At 59.5% G+C, this 15,365-nt stretch carries 14 protein-coding genes; 12 read left to right on the top strand and 2 right to left on the bottom strand.

Going from position 1 to position 15,365, the window contains the following annotated elements:
• Positions 1-412: 412 nt before the first annotated feature.
• Together PSFL_RS16410 and PSFL_RS16405 are read right to left on the bottom strand one after the other, a co-directional pair.
• Complete coding sequence (locus PSFL_RS16410) at positions 413-1,633, bottom strand: CaiB/BaiF CoA-transferase family protein (RefSeq protein ID WP_057442150.1); 1,221 nt, start codon at positions 1,631-1,633, stop codon at positions 413-415.
• 13 nt (positions 1,634-1,646) lie between these two features.
• Positions 1,647-2,828: an acyl-CoA dehydrogenase gene (locus tag PSFL_RS16405; protein ID WP_029290432.1), complete on the bottom strand. Its 1,182-nt coding sequence runs from the start codon at positions 2,826-2,828 to the stop codon at positions 1,647-1,649.
• A 157-nt stretch (positions 2,829-2,985) separates the two neighbouring features.
• Here PSFL_RS16405 and PSFL_RS16400 point away from each other — a divergent pair, with 157 nt between their 5' ends.
• From PSFL_RS16400 to PSFL_RS16345, 12 genes are all read left to right on the top strand, one after another.
• Entirely contained in the window at positions 2,986-3,885 is a 900-nt protein-coding gene (locus tag PSFL_RS16400) for a LysR family transcriptional regulator (RefSeq protein ID WP_057442148.1), read from the top strand.
• A 449-nt stretch (positions 3,886-4,334) separates the two neighbouring features.
• Positions 4,335-5,456 carry a Re/Si-specific NAD(P)(+) transhydrogenase subunit alpha gene (locus PSFL_RS16395; protein WP_057957923.1) on the top strand — a complete coding sequence of 374 codons (1,122 nt, stop codon included), beginning with the start codon at positions 4,335-4,337 and terminating at the stop codon, positions 5,454-5,456.
• A gap of 15 nt (positions 5,457-5,471) precedes the next feature.
• The gene (locus tag PSFL_RS16390; RefSeq protein ID WP_003233786.1) at positions 5,472-5,792 is read left to right on the top strand and encodes an NAD(P) transhydrogenase subunit alpha; all 321 of its coding nucleotides are present in this window, start codon (positions 5,472-5,474) and stop codon (positions 5,790-5,792) included.
• The gene (locus PSFL_RS16385) at positions 5,792-7,228 is read left to right on the top strand and encodes an NAD(P)(+) transhydrogenase (Re/Si-specific) subunit beta (RefSeq protein WP_057957922.1); all 1,437 of its coding nucleotides are present in this window, start codon (positions 5,792-5,794) and stop codon (positions 7,226-7,228) included. The genes PSFL_RS16390 and PSFL_RS16385 overlap by 1 nt, the downstream gene beginning before the upstream one ends.
• Positions 7,229-7,408: 180 nt before the next feature.
• Positions 7,409-8,902 (top strand): acetyl-CoA hydrolase/transferase family protein, encoded by a 1,494-nt coding sequence (locus tag PSFL_RS16380; protein WP_198817589.1) that lies wholly within the window; start codon positions 7,409-7,411, stop codon positions 8,900-8,902.
• 318 nt (positions 8,903-9,220) lie between these two features.
• Complete coding sequence (locus PSFL_RS16375; protein ID WP_007911656.1) at positions 9,221-9,436, top strand: DUF1127 domain-containing protein; 216 nt, start codon at positions 9,221-9,223, stop codon at positions 9,434-9,436.
• A gap of 304 nt (positions 9,437-9,740) precedes the next feature.
• Positions 9,741-10,061, top strand: coding sequence for a DUF2388 domain-containing protein (locus tag PSFL_RS16370; protein WP_057442142.1), 321 nt, complete (start codon positions 9,741-9,743; stop codon positions 10,059-10,061).
• 113 nt (positions 10,062-10,174) lie between these two features.
• Positions 10,175-10,483 carry a DUF2388 domain-containing protein gene (locus tag PSFL_RS16365; protein WP_057442140.1) on the top strand — a complete coding sequence of 103 codons (309 nt, stop codon included), beginning with the start codon at positions 10,175-10,177 and terminating at the stop codon, positions 10,481-10,483.
• A gap of 26 nt (positions 10,484-10,509) precedes the next feature.
• Positions 10,510-10,830, top strand: a complete 321-nt coding sequence (locus tag PSFL_RS16360; RefSeq protein WP_057442137.1) for a DUF2388 domain-containing protein — start codon at positions 10,510-10,512, stop codon at positions 10,828-10,830.
• Entirely contained in the window at positions 10,827-12,788 is a 1,962-nt protein-coding gene (locus tag PSFL_RS16355; RefSeq protein WP_057442135.1) for a DUF4105 domain-containing protein, read from the top strand. Before PSFL_RS16360 ends, PSFL_RS16355 begins: the two co-directional genes overlap by 4 nt.
• Positions 12,789-13,124: 336 nt before the next feature.
• Positions 13,125-14,432, top strand: coding sequence for a CitMHS family transporter (locus PSFL_RS16350; protein ID WP_057442133.1), 1,308 nt, complete (start codon positions 13,125-13,127; stop codon positions 14,430-14,432).
• A gap of 65 nt (positions 14,433-14,497) precedes the next feature.
• Complete coding sequence (locus PSFL_RS16345) at positions 14,498-15,265, top strand: TerC family protein (RefSeq protein WP_057442131.1); 768 nt, start codon at positions 14,498-14,500, stop codon at positions 15,263-15,265.
• The last annotated feature ends 100 nt before the right edge of the window (positions 15,266-15,365 follow it).

Genomic DNA, 15,365 nt, shown 5'->3' with positions numbered 1-15,365 from the left:
TGTCAAGTGATTATTTTCAGAAGTTTTCGAGGATTTCCTCAACAACTTCAACCACTTGCGCTTCCGATCTCTCGTTAGCGGGAGGCGAATTCTACAGCGTTACACGCTGCTGTCAACACCTCTTTTTCTCCGCTTTCGACCGAGAGGATCGAAACGTTAATAGAGCCAAACAACACTGCTCTACCAACTCCTTCTGGGCTTCGATGAACTGAAGCAACTCGCCGTCGAATTCTGCGTAACTCTTTGTTTACCAAGGAGTTTTCCGTTTCGACTGCGCCGGAAGTGGGGCGAATTATAGACTTCCAGAATCTGCCGTCAACCCTTAATTTTGCTTTTCTATCAATTAGTTACGATCGTTTAAAAAACAACCAGCCTTTCTATATAGAAACCCCCTCTATATAGAAGAAACACCTCAAATGACCCCCGCTTCCTTTAAAGCCGCCACATGGGCTGCCCCCAATCCCAGCACCTGGCTTAGCACCTGAGCCGTATGTTCGCCCAGCAGAGGCGGCGCACTGCGATACTCCACCGGTGTCTTGGACAGCCGCATAGGGCTCCCCACCTGCGGCACCTTGCCTGCCAGCGGATGCGGCAACTCTATAGCCAACCCGCGCGCCCGCACTTGAGGATCGGCAAACACCTGCGCCAGATCATTGATCGGCCCACAGGGCACACCGACCTGCTCCAGTTGGCTCACCCACTCGGCGGTGGTCTTGAACACTGTGGCCTGGCGAATCAATGGAATGAGCACCGCCCGATTGGCCACCCGCAGCTTATTATTAGCAAACCGCGGATCATCAGCCCACTGTGGCTGCCCGGCAACCTGGGCAAACTTGCGAAACTGACTGTCGTTACCCACGGTCAGGATGAAATCGCCGTCAGCGGTGGGAAAGTCCTGATACGGCACGATATTCGGATGCGCATTGCCCAACCGCTTGGGCGATACACCCGTCGTCAGGTAATTCATCGCCTGATTAGCCAGGCAAGCCACCTGGACATCCAGCAACGCCATATCAATATGCTGGCCGCCACCATCATGGTCGCGGTGCGCCAAAGCCGCCAGAATCGCCACCGTAGAGTAGAGCCCGGTCAAAATGTCAGTCAGTGCCACACCCACCTTGACCGGACCTTCGCCCTCATCACCCTCGGGACGCCCCGTCAGACTCATCAGCCCGCCCAACCCCTGGATCATAAAGTCATAGCCCGCGCGCGCCGCATACGGCCCGGTCTGGCCAAACCCTGTGATAGAGCAGTAGATCAGCTCCGGGTTGAGCTCCTTGAGCGACTCATAGTCCAGGCCATACGCCGCCAAACCGCCAACCTTGAAATTCTCGATCAAGATATCCGACTTCGCCGCGAGGTCCCGGACCAGCTTCTGCCCCTCCGGCCGGGTGAAGTCGATAGTCACCGACTCCTTATTACGGTTGGCCGATAAGTAGTAGGACGCCTCAGTGGTGTTCTCACCATAAGCGTCCTTAAGGAACGGCGGCCCCCAGGCGCGCGTATCGTCGCCACTGCCAGGTCGCTCGACCTTGATCACCTCGGCCCCGAGATCCGCAAGAATCTGCCCGGCCCAGGGCCCTGCCAGCACCCGTGACAAATCCAGTACCCGCAGATGCGATAGCGCGCCCATGGTCACACTCCTATTAATAGAACGCCTGGATACCAGTCTGTGCACGTCCGAGGATCAGCGCATGGACGTCATGCGTGCCTTCGTAGGTATTCACCACTTCCAGGTTGACCAGGTGCCGGGCGATCCCGAACTCATCGGAGATACCGTTGCCACCCAGCATGTCACGAGCCATACGGGCGATATCCAGGGATTTGCCGCAGGAGTTACGCTTCATGATCGAAGTGATCTCCACCGCCGCCGTTCCTTCATCCTTCATCCGCCCCAGACGCAGGCAACCCTGCAGGGCGAGAGTGATCTCGGTCTGCATATCGGCGAGCTTTTTCTGGATCAATTGTGTGGCAGCCAATGGACGCCCGAACTGCTGGCGATCAAGGGTGTACTGACGCGCCGTGTGCCAGCAGAACTCCGCTGCCCCCAACGCGCCCCATGAGATGCCGTAGCGCGCCGAGTTCAAGCAGGTGAACGGCCCTTTCAAGCCGCGCACATCGGGGAAGATGTTTTCTTCGGGAACGAACACGTTATCCATGACGATTTCGCCGGTGATCGAAGCGCGCAGGCCGACCTTGCCGTGAATCGCCGGGGCACTCAGGCCTTTCCAGCCCTTCTCCAGGACAAAACCACGGATATCGCCGGCGTCGTCCTTGCCCCAGACCACAAACACATCGGCAATCGGGCTGTTGGTGATCCACATCTTGCTGCCGGTAAGGCTGTAGCCGCCATCCACCTTGCGCGCACGGGTAATCATCGCGCCCGGGTCCGAACCGTGGTTGGGCTCGGTCAGGCCGAAACAACCAATCCACTCACCCGAGGCCAGCTTGGGCAGATACTTCTGTTTTTGCGCCTCAGTACCGAACTCATTGATCGGCACCATGACGAGGGACGACTGCACGCTCATCATCGAGCGGTAGCCGGAGTCGACACGCTCCACTTCACGGGCAATCAAGCCGTAGCTGACGTAGTTCAAGCCACTGCCACCGTACTGCTCGGGGATCATCGCGCCGAGCAGGCCGGTCTCGCCCATTTCACGGAAAATTGCAGGATCGGTCTTTTCATGACGGAAGGCTTCCAGCACACGCGGTGCCAGCTTGTCCTGGGCAAATTGCTCAGCGCTGTCGCGCACCATGCGCTCTTCTTCTGTGAGCTGTTGATCCAGCAGCAGTGGATCGATCCAGTTGAAGCTTGCCTTACCGCCCATGAGTGAGTCCTCGCGAAGTAAATCAAAAGTCGTGCATGGAGCCTAGGCCGGACAGGCGAGGAGGGCAAACGAGGTTTTTGCATAGGCTTGTGCTAATTTCTCACTTCGTAATGATTAAAAAGGGCAAAACTGCTCTTTATTAGTGAGGCGACGGTACATGCGCAGGAAGATCCCCAGCACCACGGCCCTGGTCAGTTTTGAAGCGGCAGCCCGCCACGAGAGCTTTACCAAGGCCGCGCAGGAGCTATCCATTACCCAGGGCGCAATCTGCCGACAGATCGCCAGCCTCGAGGAGTTTTTGAGTGTCGAACTGTTTCGACGCTCGCGACGTGGTGTAAAGCTCACGGAAGCCGGGCTTTCCTATAGCCGACGGGTCGCGACGCAACTAGATGCCGTGGAGCGCGACACTCTCTCAGTGATGGGCCAGCAGGGCGCCAATGTCATCGAGCTGGCAGTAGTGCCCACGTTCGGCACGCAGTGGCTGATCCCGCGCCTCAAGGACTTCCAGCAACAACACCCCGAAGTCACGGTGAACCTGACCAACCGCACTCGCCCATTCCTGTTTGCCGATACGCAATTCGATGCCGCGGTCTATTTCGGCGATGCCGACTGGTCCGGGACCGAATCCCACCGACTGATGGGCGAAAACCCGGTTCCCGTTTGTAGCCCGCGATTGCTGGAGAACCGCTCGCACTTCAGCGCAGAGGAAATCGCCGAACTGCCGCTGCTACAGCAAACCACAAGGCCCTACGCCTGGCGCCAGTGGTTCAATGCCCAGCAACTGAATATCCCCCGGGACATGACAGGCCCGCGTTACGAACTATTCTCCATGCTGTCCCAGGCAGCCATGCATGACATGGGCATTGCGCTGATCCCACCGTTCCTTATTCAACGCGAACTGGGCGAGAAACAGTTGGTGATCGCCAACCCGCAGGCGCTGACCAGCAGCAAGGCTTATTACTTGATGATTCCCGAGAGAAAGGTCGAATCCGCGTCGCTGCGCGCCTTTCGAGACTGGCTGGTTGATCAGGCACAACGCTACAGCCACCAGTTCTAGGCGCCCGCGATATTTACTGACCCTGTAGTCAGATAATTTATAGCACTACAGATATAAATATATGTCGCCTTTAGACAGACTGTACCGATCAATGCAAAAATGACCTGAAAGCCAATAGCTATCAGCGCTACAGGGGTTATTCACCCCCCATGACCCGCTATTCATGACGACAATTGCAAAAATTGTCTTTTTCCGCCCGAAGCCTTTAAACACCTGTATTCAAAGAGGTTATTTCGGCACGTTGCGACAATCAGTCACAGGGTGACTTGTAGTTAATTTTTCGTCACCCGTCATAATCCCTTGAAGGCCGTAAAGTTCGCCTGCAAAATGCCGCGCCCTGCTGTCATTTCAGCAGGGTCGTGCTGATCGGCCGCCCCAGTTGCGCCACTCGCGGTGCACTGGCCTTTTTACAAAAATCAAAAGCAAAAAGATCATGCAGGAGATTTGACGTGCACATTGGTGTTCCTCTCGAAACCCAGACCGGTGAAACGCGGGTTGCTGCAACCCCGGAAACCATCAAGAAGCTGATCGGCCAGGGCCATAAGGTCACTGTACAAAGCGGCGCAGGCATCAATGCCAGCGTCGTCGACAGTGCCTATGAAGCGGCAGGCGCAACCATTGGCAGTGCCAGCGACGCGTTTGGCGCCGAGCTGATTCTCAAGGTGGTCGCCCCCAGCGACAGCGAACTGACGCTGATTAAAAGCGGCACCGTGTTGGTGGGCATGCTCAATCCGTTCAGCAACGAAACCATCACCCGCCTGGCCGAACATGGCATCACTGCCTTCGCCCTGGAGGCCGCCCCGCGCACCTCCCGTGCGCAGAGCCTGGATGTGCTGTCGTCCCAGGCCAACATTGCCGGCTACAAGGCGGTGTTGCTCGCGGCCCATCACTACCCGCGCTTCATGCCGATGCTGATGACTGCCGCCGGTACGGTGAAAGCCGCCCGTGTGCTGATCCTCGGTGCTGGTGTGGCCGGTCTGCAGGCCATCGCTACGGCGAAACGCCTGGGTGCCGTCATCGAAGCGTCCGACGTCCGTCCGGCCGTGAAGGAACAGATCGAATCCCTCGGCGCCAAGTTCGTCGACGTGCCCTACGAGACCGATGAAGAGCGCGAATGCGCCGTCGGTGTCGGCGGCTACGCACGCCCCATGCCCACCAGTTGGATGCAGCGTCAGGCCCTGGCCGTGCATGAGCGCGCCAAGCAAGCCGACATCGTCATCACCACCGCCCTGATCCCGGGTCGCAAGGCCCCGACGTTGCTGAGCGCCGAAACCGTCGCCCAGATGAAGCCAGGCTCCGTGGTGATCGACCTGGCCGCCGCCCAAGGTGGCAACTGCCCACTGACCGTCGCCGACCAGGTGGTGGTGGAGAACGGCGTGACCATTTGCGGCCCGACCAACCTTGCCGGTGCCGTCGCTGCCGACGCTTCAGCCCTTTATGCGCGCAACCTGCTGGACTTCCTGAAGCTGGTCTTCACCAAGGAAGGGCAGTTTGAAATCAACCTCGAAGACGACATCGTCGCCGCGTGCCTGATGTGCCGCGACGGCCAAGTCATCCGCAAAAACGCCTAAGCAGGGATTCAGACGATGGAAGAGCTTATCTCCCCCGGTATCTACAACCTGATCATCTTCGTGCTGGCGATTTATGTCGGTTACCACGTGGTCTGGAACGTCACCCCCGCGCTGCATACGCCGTTGATGGCCGTGACCAATGCGATCTCGGCGATTGTGATCGTCGGCGCGATGCTCGCCGCCGCACTCACCGTCACGCCACTGGGCAAGACCATGGGCACCCTGGCCGTGGCCCTGGCTGCCGTTAACGTGTTCGGCGGTTTCCTGGTTACCCGTAGGATGCTTGAGATGTTCAAGAAGAAAGCGCCCAAGGCTAAAGAAGAGGTGCAGAAGTAATGAGCATGAACCTCGTGACGACGCTCTACCTGATCGCGTCGATCTGCTTCATCCAGGCCCTCAAAGGCCTGTCGCACCCAACCACGTCCCGACGCGGCAACCTGTTCGGCATGCTGGGCATGGCGCTGGCGGTACTCACCACCGTTGGCCTCATCTATAAGCTCGGTGCAGAACTTGCCACTGCCGGCATCGGCTACGTGATTGTCGGCCTGCTGGTCGGCGGTACCGCCGGCTCGATCATGGCCAAGCGCGTAGAAATGACCAAGATGCCGGAGCTGGTCGCCTTCATGCACAGCATGATCGGCCTGGCAGCGGTGTTTATTGCGATCGCCGCAGTGGTCGAGCCGCAATCCCTGGGGATCGTCAAGCAACTGGGCGATGCGATTCCTGCGGGCAACCGCCTGGAGCTGTTCCTCGGTGCCGCTATCGGTGCCATTACCTTCTCCGGTTCGGTGATTGCCTTCGGCAAGCTGTCAGGCAAGTACAAGTTCCGTCTATTCCAGGGCGCACCGGTACAGTTTGGCGGCCAGCATAAATTGAACCTGGTGTTGGGCCTGACCACCCTGGGTCTGGGCCTGGTGTTTATGTTCACCGGCAACCTCAGCGCCTTTGCCCTGATGCTGGCCCTGGCCTTCGTGCTGGGCGTGCTGATCATCATCCCGATTGGCGGCGCGGATATGCCGGTAGTCGTGTCGATGCTCAACAGCTACTCCGGCTGGGCTGCGGCGGGTATCGGCTTCTCGCTGAACAACTCGATGCTGATCATTGCCGGCTCCCTGGTAGGTTCGAGCGGCGCGATCCTCTCGTACATCATGTGCAAGGCGATGAACCGCTCGTTCTTCAACGTGCTGCTCGGCGGTTTCGGCAATACGCCGGATGCGGCAGGGCCGGCCGGTTCGAAAGAGGCGCGCCCGGTGAAGTCCGGTTCGGCTGACGACGCCACCTTCCTGCTGACCAACGCCGACACCGTGATCATCGTCCCAGGCTATGGCCTGGCGGTAGCGCGGGCGCAGCATGCACTTAAAGAACTGACCGAGAAGCTGACCCATCGCGGCGTCACCGTGAAATACGCGATCCACCCGGTCGCCGGGCGCATGCCTGGTCACATGAACGTGCTGCTGGCCGAGGCCGAAGTGCCGTATGACCAGGTGTTCGAGATGGAAGACATCAACTCCGAGTTCGGCCAGGCCGACGTGGTGCTGGTGCTCGGCGCCAACGACGTGGTCAACCCGGCCGCCAAGAACGATCCGAAATCGCCGATCGCCGGCATGCCGATTCTCGAAGCCTTCAAGGCCAAGACGATCATCGTCAACAAGCGCTCGATGGCCAGTGGTTATGCCGGCCTGGATAACGAACTGTTCTACCTGGACAAGACCATGATGGTCTTCGGCGACGCGAAGAAGGTCATTGAAGACATGGTCAAGGCTGTCGAATAAACACTGCTCCAGCGCAATACCCAAAACCCCGGCCTCCCGTAGGCTGGGGTTTTTTATTAACGGGAAAAACCCGACCAAAGGCTCTAAATCGCCACCTGGCATTCGACCATGGTAGCGGGACGAACGCCTTTGAAATCACTAGACTGCCCACCTTGCCTCCGTTGCCCGAGATAACAATCCATGTACCGTGATCGTATTCGCTTGCCTTCGCTGTTGAACAAGGTCATGAGCGCCGCCGATGCTGCCGCCCTGATCGAGGACGGCATGACCGTCGGCATGAGCGGCTTTACCCGCGCCGGTGAAGCCAAGGCTGTGCCCCACGCCCTGGCCGAACGCGCCAAGACCTCGCCCCTGAAAATCACCCTGATGACCGGCGCCAGCCTGGGCAACGACCTGGACAAGCAACTTACCGAAGCCGGCGTGCTGTCGCGCCGCATGCCGTTCCAGGTCGATAGCACGCTGCGCAAGGCGATCAATGCCGGCGAAGTAATGTTTATCGACCAGCATCTGTCGGAAACCGTCGAGCAGTTGCGTAACAACCAGCTCAAGCTGCCGGACATCGCAGTGATTGAAGCCGTGGCCATCACCGAGCAAGGCCATATCGTGCCCACCACCTCCGTGGGCAACTCGGCCAGCTTCGCGATTTTTGCCAAGCAAGTGATCATCGAGATCAACCTGGCACACAATCCGAACCTCGAAGGCCTGCACGACATCTATATCCCGACCTACCGCCCGACCCGCACCCCGATCCCGCTGGTCAAGGTGGATGATCGCATCGGCAGCACCGCGATCCCGATCCCGCCAGAGAAGATCGTCGCCATCGTCATCACCAACCAGGCCGATTCCGCCTCCACGGTTACGCCGCCCGACAGCGACACCCAGTGGATCGCCAATCACCTGATCAACTTCCTCAAGCAGGAAGTGGACGCCGGGCGCATGACCAACAAGCTCGGCCCACTGCAGGCCGGTATCGGCAATATCGCCAACGCGGTGATGTGCGGCCTGATCGAATCGCCGTTCGAAGACCTGACCATGTACTCCGAAGTCCTCCAGGACTCGACCTTCGACCTGATTGACGCCGGCAAGCTGAGCTTTGCCTCCGGCAGTTCGATCACCTTGTCAGAGCGGCGCAATGCCGACGTGTTCGGCAACCTGGAGCGCTACAAGGACAAGCTGGTGCTGCGCCCGCAGGAAATCTCCAACCACCCGGAAGTGGTGCGGCGCCTGGGCATCATCGCCATCAACACCGCGCTGGAGTTCGACATCTACGGCAACGTCAACTCCACCCACATCTGCGGCACGCGGATGATGAATGGCATTGGCGGCTCGGGGGATTTCGCCCGCAACGCGCACCTGGCGATCTTTGTTACCAAATCCATTGCCAAGGGCGGGGCGATTTCCAGCGTGGTGCCGATGGTCAGCCATGTCGACCATACCGAGCATGACGTCGATATCCTCGTGACCGAGATCGGCCTGGCTGACCTGCGCGGCCTGGCGCCACGGGAGCGGGCACGGGTGATCATCGATAACTGCGTGCACCCAGACTACCGTGACGCCCTCAATAACTACTTCAACGCCGCCTGCGCCATCGGCGGGCATACCCCGCACATCCTGCGCGAAGCCTTGAGCTGGCACATCAACCTGGAAGAAACCGGGCACATGCTCAAAGGTTGATCAATACAGATCCGGGCGGATGCAAACACAGTTGCATTCGCTCGGAACTGAGTGCCGCATCCTTTAAAAAAACTGTACTACTGTACCGGTCATTTCCTACCGAAAAACCCTACGCCCGCTCTCCAAAACGCCTAAAACGCACCAAATAAGTGCCGACAGGTACAGTTGCCCCATTTCCGTACAGTACAGCCGCTATAAACAGTTAACTGGCCCCTCACAATACAGGTGAACTGTATCTAGAGAGTCTTGCGCCGGAGGAGGATCATTGGCATCAGTTAAACCACTACCTAATCCCGCCACAAGCGGAAGGATGTCATCATGGAACGTACACTCAGTTCCGAACTGTTCTTCGAAGATAAAGCTGTAAACACCCAGGCTTCCCTGCCTCTGCGCGTTATCGCCAACCTGATGTTGTGGCAGCGCCGCATCTCCAGCCGCCATCAACTGGCTCGTCTGGACTCGCGTCTGCTGGCCGATGCCGGGATCAGCGAAGCTCAACGCTACGAAGAGCTGAGCAAGCCGTTCTGGCGCTGATTTAGCGCCCGCTGGCCCTGACCTAACAGGTCCACAGCCAGCAACCCGAATTGTTGTAGCAGAACCCGCCCCGGGTAACCGGAGGCGGGTTTTGTGGTTTCTGGGAGGCTGAAAAGTCAGTGCTCAGCCTCGCAACAAGTACAGTTTCATTGGTTTAAGAATCGACCAGTACAATTTTATAACGATCGTTTTGTACTACCCCAATAGCCTTTCCGGGCAACGACTTCTCACTGCGTACTACCCGAACAGATAGGCGCCCGCTACTATCGCGTCATTAGTTCGTCCCATACACAGGAGTCACCCCATGTCCCGTCTTCGTTTGCTGAGCGCTGCAGCCCTGCTTGCCGTCGCCGCCAATGCCAGCGCCACCAGCCTGATTGTGACCACCGACTCGATTGTGGGCGCGCTTAAAGCCACGTCCGATGCCAGCTCCGATGCCACATCGTCCCTGCGCGACAACAAGGTCGTACGTGCTGCCCGTGACGATGCCGCCAGCTTCGTCGCCAGTGAAGGCGCGATCCGTGGCGTGAAGCTGGAAAGCGCCCTGGCGCAGATCCGCCAACAGGCGCCACAACTCAATGCGGCCACGGATGTGCAACTGGCCCAGGCGATCCTGGCCATCTGAGCCGGAGCTGTTTTGTAGGAGCCGGCAAGCCAGCTCCTACATAGAGGTGCCCGCGCTGGCTCTCGCCCAGGCATTACGCTAGCCTTGGCGCTCGTTTTCAGTTGTCGAGTCCCATGGCTTTTTCATACCGTTTGTTGATTGTTCCCACAGTGCTTGCCGTGTGCGGGGCCGGGCCTGCCCAGGCCTTTGATGTGTCCACGCAAGGCCTCGTCGCCAGTGCCTATGCCACCAGCAAAGTGACCTCGGCGCCGTTCGACCGTAAATTGCTACTGGCCGCCCAGGATGACGCTGCCGCGTTTATTGCCACTGACGGCCAATGGCGAGGCGCCCGGCTGGAAAGTGCCCTGGATTATCTGCGTCGCACCCAACCAAAACTTAAGTCCAGTGACCTTGAACTGGCCCAGGCAATTCTCGTCCAATAATCATCCTTTCTCTTTGGAGTCATTCCATGCGTCGCCCGTTGATCGCTGCTGTTCTCGGCCTGTTCCTGCTGGCCGATATCGCCCAGGCTCAAACCCTCGTGGCTACTAGTAACATCATTGTTCGTGCCTTCGGCCGCACCATTGATTTCACCTCGGACACAACCACCTCCATCCGTGACTCCAAAGTCGTGCGCGAAGCCCACGACGATGCCGCCAGCTTTGTCGCCAGCAATGGCGATATCCGTGGCGCGCAACTGGAAGCCGCCTTCGACACCCTGCGCACCCGCGTGCCAGAAGCCCGCGACGCCAGCGACCAGGTCCTCGCCGAAGCCATCCTCGCATTGTGAGGCGCTTCACCGCCTGGCTATTGGCTGCGACGGTACTGCTGGCAGGCAGCGCCGCCCAGGCCAGCCTGCAACTACGGCTCAAGACCGACGGCTTGAGCCCAGCCCAACAGCAGGCCAGCCAGGCATTGCTTGATGAAGCCATGCAGGCGCTGCCGCCGCGCTTCATCGAGCAACTGGACCGGCGCATCGACGTCGGCTGGACCGACGAGATGCCCGCCAATGCCTATGGCCAGGCGTCACTGGTCTCGGAGCTGGACCTCAACCGCAAGCTACTGGCCAGCCTCACGGACGGCACCGCCGCCACCCAGCAGACTCAGCGCCCCCATGGCACCGTGCGCCGGGAACTGCTCGCCACTGTGCTACATGAGCTGACCCACATCTATGACCGTGCGCGCCTGTGGCCCAAGGACCAGCGCTCGCTGATCCAGCGCTGCAGCCGCCAGAACAACATCACCGGCCTGATTGGCCTGCCCGATCAATGCCGTGGCCAGAATGACCGCCGTTTCACCCTCAGCGACGACCCGCGCTTGCTCGACCTGGCCGGCTGGCCGCAATACGTCGGCCGCCGTGGCGAGCGCGAGCAACACAATCGGCAAGTGGCTCGTAGTCCGGACCTGTACGAAATCACCAACCCCAAGGAGTTCGTCGCGGTCAACATGGAGTACTTCCTCCTCGACCCGAGCTACGCCTGCCGCCGTCCTGCGCTGTATCGCTACTACCAGGCACACTTCGGCTGGGCCCCGCCGGCCAAGGACACCTGCGCCAACACTTTCGCCTTCCTCAATGCCGGTAACGATTTTGCCAAGACGCCTTTGGGCCAGGTCGATCCCGAGCGCGTGTACGCCATCGACTACCTGCTGGCCGAGGCCAACCAGAACCTGGTGAGCCGCTGGGGCCACAGCATGCTGCGCCTGGTGATCTGCGCCCCGGGCCGCCCTCGTGGCCCGGATTGCCGCCTGGACCTGGACCAGCACTTGGTGTTGTCCTACCGCGCATTCGTGGGCGACGTGCAGCTATCGAGTTGGGACGGACTGGTAGGCAAGTACCCCTCACGCCTGTTTGTACTGCCCCTGGCCCAGGTGATCGACGAATACACCAAGACCGAACTGCGTGGCCTGGCATCGGTGCCCTTGATCCTAACGCGCCAGGAGATCAACGACACCGTCGAACACGCCGCCGAAATGCACTGGAGCTACGACGGCAATTACTACTTCCTCTCCAACAACTGCGCGGTCGAAGGCCTGAAACTGCTGCGCAGCGGCAGCGCCAACCCGCAACTGACCACCCTGGACAACATCACCCCCAACGGTTTGCTCGAAGTACTCAAGGCCCGTGGGCTGGCCGACACCAGCGTGCTGGATGACCGCCGCGAAGCCTTGCGCCTGGGCTATCACTTCGACTCCTTCCGCGAGCGCTACCAGGCGATGTTCGAGGTGCTGAAGAAACACCTGCCGATCCCGCAGACCCAGGTCGAAGACTGGCTGGCCTTGAGCGCCGAGCAACGCAGGACCTGGTTCGACAAGGCTGACCTGCGCACCAGCGCCGCCTTGCTGCTGCTGGAACAGGCCAGCTTTCGCAAACAGCTGATGCTCGCCCAGGACGAGGTCAAGCAACGCTACCTCGGTGCCCGTGAGCTGAAGAACGGCGGCATGGCCAAGGCCGATGCCACCTTGCAGCAGATCCTCGCCAACAGCGGCTTCCTCAGCCGCCCGGCGGAGTTGCTCGGCAGCGGCGGCTATGGATTGCCCCAACCCAAGGAGTGGCAGCGCCTGGAGTCGGAAAGCGCATCGCGCCAGAAACAGCTGCAATCGTTGACCGGCGACCTGGACAAAGAGGTGAGGGCACTGCTGGAGCCTTCGCGGGCTGCAGAGATTGCCGCCTGCGAGGCCAATCTCAAGCAGGTGGGCGAACATCTGCGGGCCTTGCACAAGGCGGCCGGTGGCCTGCAACTGCCTTAAGGTCAACAGCATCGCGGGCAAGCCCGCGATAGCGCCCTTACAGACATCAAAACCAGACCAGTCCCACGAAGCATCTGTTCATCGCCTGTTTACCCAGCGAAAGCTGGCTGAAAGCTTTCGCGATTAGGATCGCCCTCACTATCGGCAATAGACCGGTTGGCCAACCTGAGCTTTTCTACGCCCAGGGGCCCAATTAACAACAACAATGGTGATTCTGATGTCCGCTCCTACCCGCCTGTTTTTCCCGACTCCCCCCGTACGCCTCGCGCTTTTCGTTCTGCGCTGACCCCAACCCGGTTCGCCATTCCCTAGCCGCGCTACGCCTGGAGTATTCCTATGCTGACTTTCCTTGGCTTTGCCATGGTCATCACGTTCATGTTCCTGATCATGACCAAGCGCCTGTCGGCGCTGATCGCCCTGATCATCGTGCCGATCCTGTTCGCGCTGTTCGGTGGCTTTGCGCCAAAGATCGGCCCGATGATGCTCGAAGGCATCACCAAGCTCGCGCCCACCGGCGTGATGCTGATGTTTGCCATCCTCTACTTTGCCTTGATGATCGACTCTGGCCTGTTTGACCCGGCCGTGCGCAAGATCCTCAAGCTGGTCAAGGGCGACCCGCTCAAAGTCGCCGTCGGTACTGCCGTACTGGCACTGGTGGTGTCCCTGGATGGCGACGGTGCCACCACTTACATGATCTGCGTGGCCGCCATGCTGCCGCTGTACAAGCGCATTGGCATGAGCCCGCGGATCATGGCCGGCCTGATCATCCTCGCCGGTGGCGTGATGAACATGACGCCCTGGGGCGGCCCGACCGCCCGCGCCGCCAGTGCGCTGCACGTGGACCCCTCGGATATTTTCGTACCGATGATCCCGGCCATGGCCGCCGGCGTGGTCGCCATTCTGGTGATCGCCTATATGTACGGCCTGCGCGAGCGCGCTCGTCTGGGTGTGCTGCACTTGCAAGGCGATGAAGTCGACCATAGCGAAATCAGCGTCTCGCAGTTCCCCGATGCCCGTCGCCCGAAACTGATCTGGTTCAACGGCGCCCTGACCCTGGCCCTGATGTGCACCCTGATCGCCGGCCTGTTGCCGCTGCCCGTGCTGTTCATGGTGGCCTTCAGTATCGCGATGATCGTCAACTACCCGTGCCTGCAGCAGCAGAAAGACCGCGTTGCCGCCCACTCGGGCAGCGTGCTGGCGGTGGTCGGCCTGATCTTCGCCGCGGGTATCTTCACCGGCATCCTGTCGGGCACTGGCATGGTCGACGCCATGTCCAAGAGCCTGCTGGCAGTCATCCCTGAGGCCCTGGGCCCGTACCTGGCGGTGATCACCGCGCTGGTGAGCATGCCGTTCACCTTCTTCATGTCCAACGATGCGTTCTACTACGGCGTACTGCCGGTATTGGCCGAAGCCGCCAGCCACTACGGCATCACCGCCGCAGAAATGGGCCGTGCCTCAATCGTTGGCCAGCCGGTACACTTGCTCAGCCCGCTGGTGCCCTCGACTTACCTGTTGGTCGCCCTGGCCGGTATCGAATTTGGCGATCACCAACGCTTCACCCTGAAGTGGGCAGTACTGGTATGCCTGTGCATAATGTTCGCTGCATTGTTGTTGGGCACATTCCCGCTGTTCAGCACTCTATAATCGTAACAACCCACTGCGCCGGTCCTACTGCCGGCGCGGTCTAACACTCGCGCAAAGGAACACATATGGAATGGCTGACCAATCCGGAGATCTGGATTGCCTTCTTCACCTTGACGGCTCTCGAGATCGTCCTGGGCATCGATAACATCATCATGATTTCGATCCTGGTCAGCCGTATGCCCAAGCATATGCAGGCGCGCACCCGGATCTTCGGCCTGGCCCTGGCCATGGTCACGCGGATCCTGTTGCTGCTGTCGATCACCTGGGTCATGCAATTGACCGCCGACTTGTTCACCATCGCAGGCCAGGGTATTTCCGGTCGCGACCTGATCCTGTTCTTCGGTGGCCTGTTCCTCCTGTGGAAAAGCTCCCAGGAGATGTACCACGCCCTGGAAGGTGAAGACGAAACCCACGAAGAGCCGAAAGGCAAGGGTGGCAAGTTCATCTACACCATCATCCAGATCGCGATCATCGACATCGTGTTCTCCCTGGATTCGGTGATTACCGCCGTGGGTATGGTTTCCCACGTTCCGGTCATGGTCGCGGCGATCATCGTAGCGGTACTGGTGATGATGCTGGCAGCTGGCACCATCAGTGAGTTCATCGACAAGCACCCGTCGCTGAAAATGCTCGCGCTGTCGTTCCTGTTGATCGTGGGTACCGTGCTGATCGCTGAATCCTTCGACGTCCACGTGCCAAAAGGCTACGTGTACTTCGCCATGGCGTTCTCCCTGGCGGTAGAAGCGGTCAACATCAAGATGCGTAGCGCCATCGCGAAGAAGAAAAAGCAGCAGGATCCAGTGAAACTGCGCAAGGACATTCCGGGCCAGTAAACCTGCGATGACCGAATGAGGGGCCCCATGCGGGCCCCTTTTTTTCGCCTGCAAAAAGCTGATTTCATGACAGTTTTGTTTCAAAGCCGACTTTAGCTAT

The organism is Pseudomonas sp. DD1 (genome assembly GCF_044510355.1).
Classification (GTDB): domain Bacteria; phylum Pseudomonadota; class Gammaproteobacteria; order Pseudomonadales; family Pseudomonadaceae; genus Aquipseudomonas; species Aquipseudomonas shahriarae.
The sequence above is the reverse complement of the archived record's forward strand: the minus strand, read 5'-3'. Positions and strand labels throughout refer to the sequence as shown.

Excerpts from the sequence above, each read along its gene's own strand:
- PSFL_RS16410 (WP_057442150.1), bottom strand. The coding sequence starts at position 1,633 with ATGGGCGCGCTATCGCATCTGCGGGTACTGGATTTGTCACGGGTGCTG.
- PSFL_RS16405 (WP_029290432.1), bottom strand. The coding sequence starts at position 2,828 with ATGGGCGGTAAGGCAAGCTTCAACTGGATCGATCCACTGCTGCTGGAT.
- PSFL_RS16400 (WP_057442148.1), top strand. The coding sequence starts at position 2,986 with ATGCGCAGGAAGATCCCCAGCACCACGGCCCTGGTCAGTTTTGAAGCG.
- PSFL_RS16390 (WP_003233786.1), top strand. The coding sequence starts at position 5,472 with ATGGAAGAGCTTATCTCCCCCGGTATCTACAACCTGATCATCTTCGTG.
- PSFL_RS16385 (WP_057957922.1), top strand. The coding sequence starts at position 5,792 with ATGAGCATGAACCTCGTGACGACGCTCTACCTGATCGCGTCGATCTGC.
- PSFL_RS16380 (WP_198817589.1), top strand. The coding sequence starts at position 7,409 with ATGTACCGTGATCGTATTCGCTTGCCTTCGCTGTTGAACAAGGTCATG.
- PSFL_RS16375 (WP_007911656.1), top strand. The coding sequence starts at position 9,221 with ATGGAACGTACACTCAGTTCCGAACTGTTCTTCGAAGATAAAGCTGTA.
- PSFL_RS16370 (WP_057442142.1), top strand. The coding sequence starts at position 9,741 with ATGTCCCGTCTTCGTTTGCTGAGCGCTGCAGCCCTGCTTGCCGTCGCC.
- PSFL_RS16365 (WP_057442140.1), top strand. The coding sequence starts at position 10,175 with ATGGCTTTTTCATACCGTTTGTTGATTGTTCCCACAGTGCTTGCCGTG.
- PSFL_RS16360 (WP_057442137.1), top strand. The coding sequence starts at position 10,510 with ATGCGTCGCCCGTTGATCGCTGCTGTTCTCGGCCTGTTCCTGCTGGCC.
- PSFL_RS16350 (WP_057442133.1), top strand. The coding sequence starts at position 13,125 with ATGCTGACTTTCCTTGGCTTTGCCATGGTCATCACGTTCATGTTCCTG.
- PSFL_RS16345 (WP_057442131.1), top strand. The coding sequence starts at position 14,498 with ATGGAATGGCTGACCAATCCGGAGATCTGGATTGCCTTCTTCACCTTG.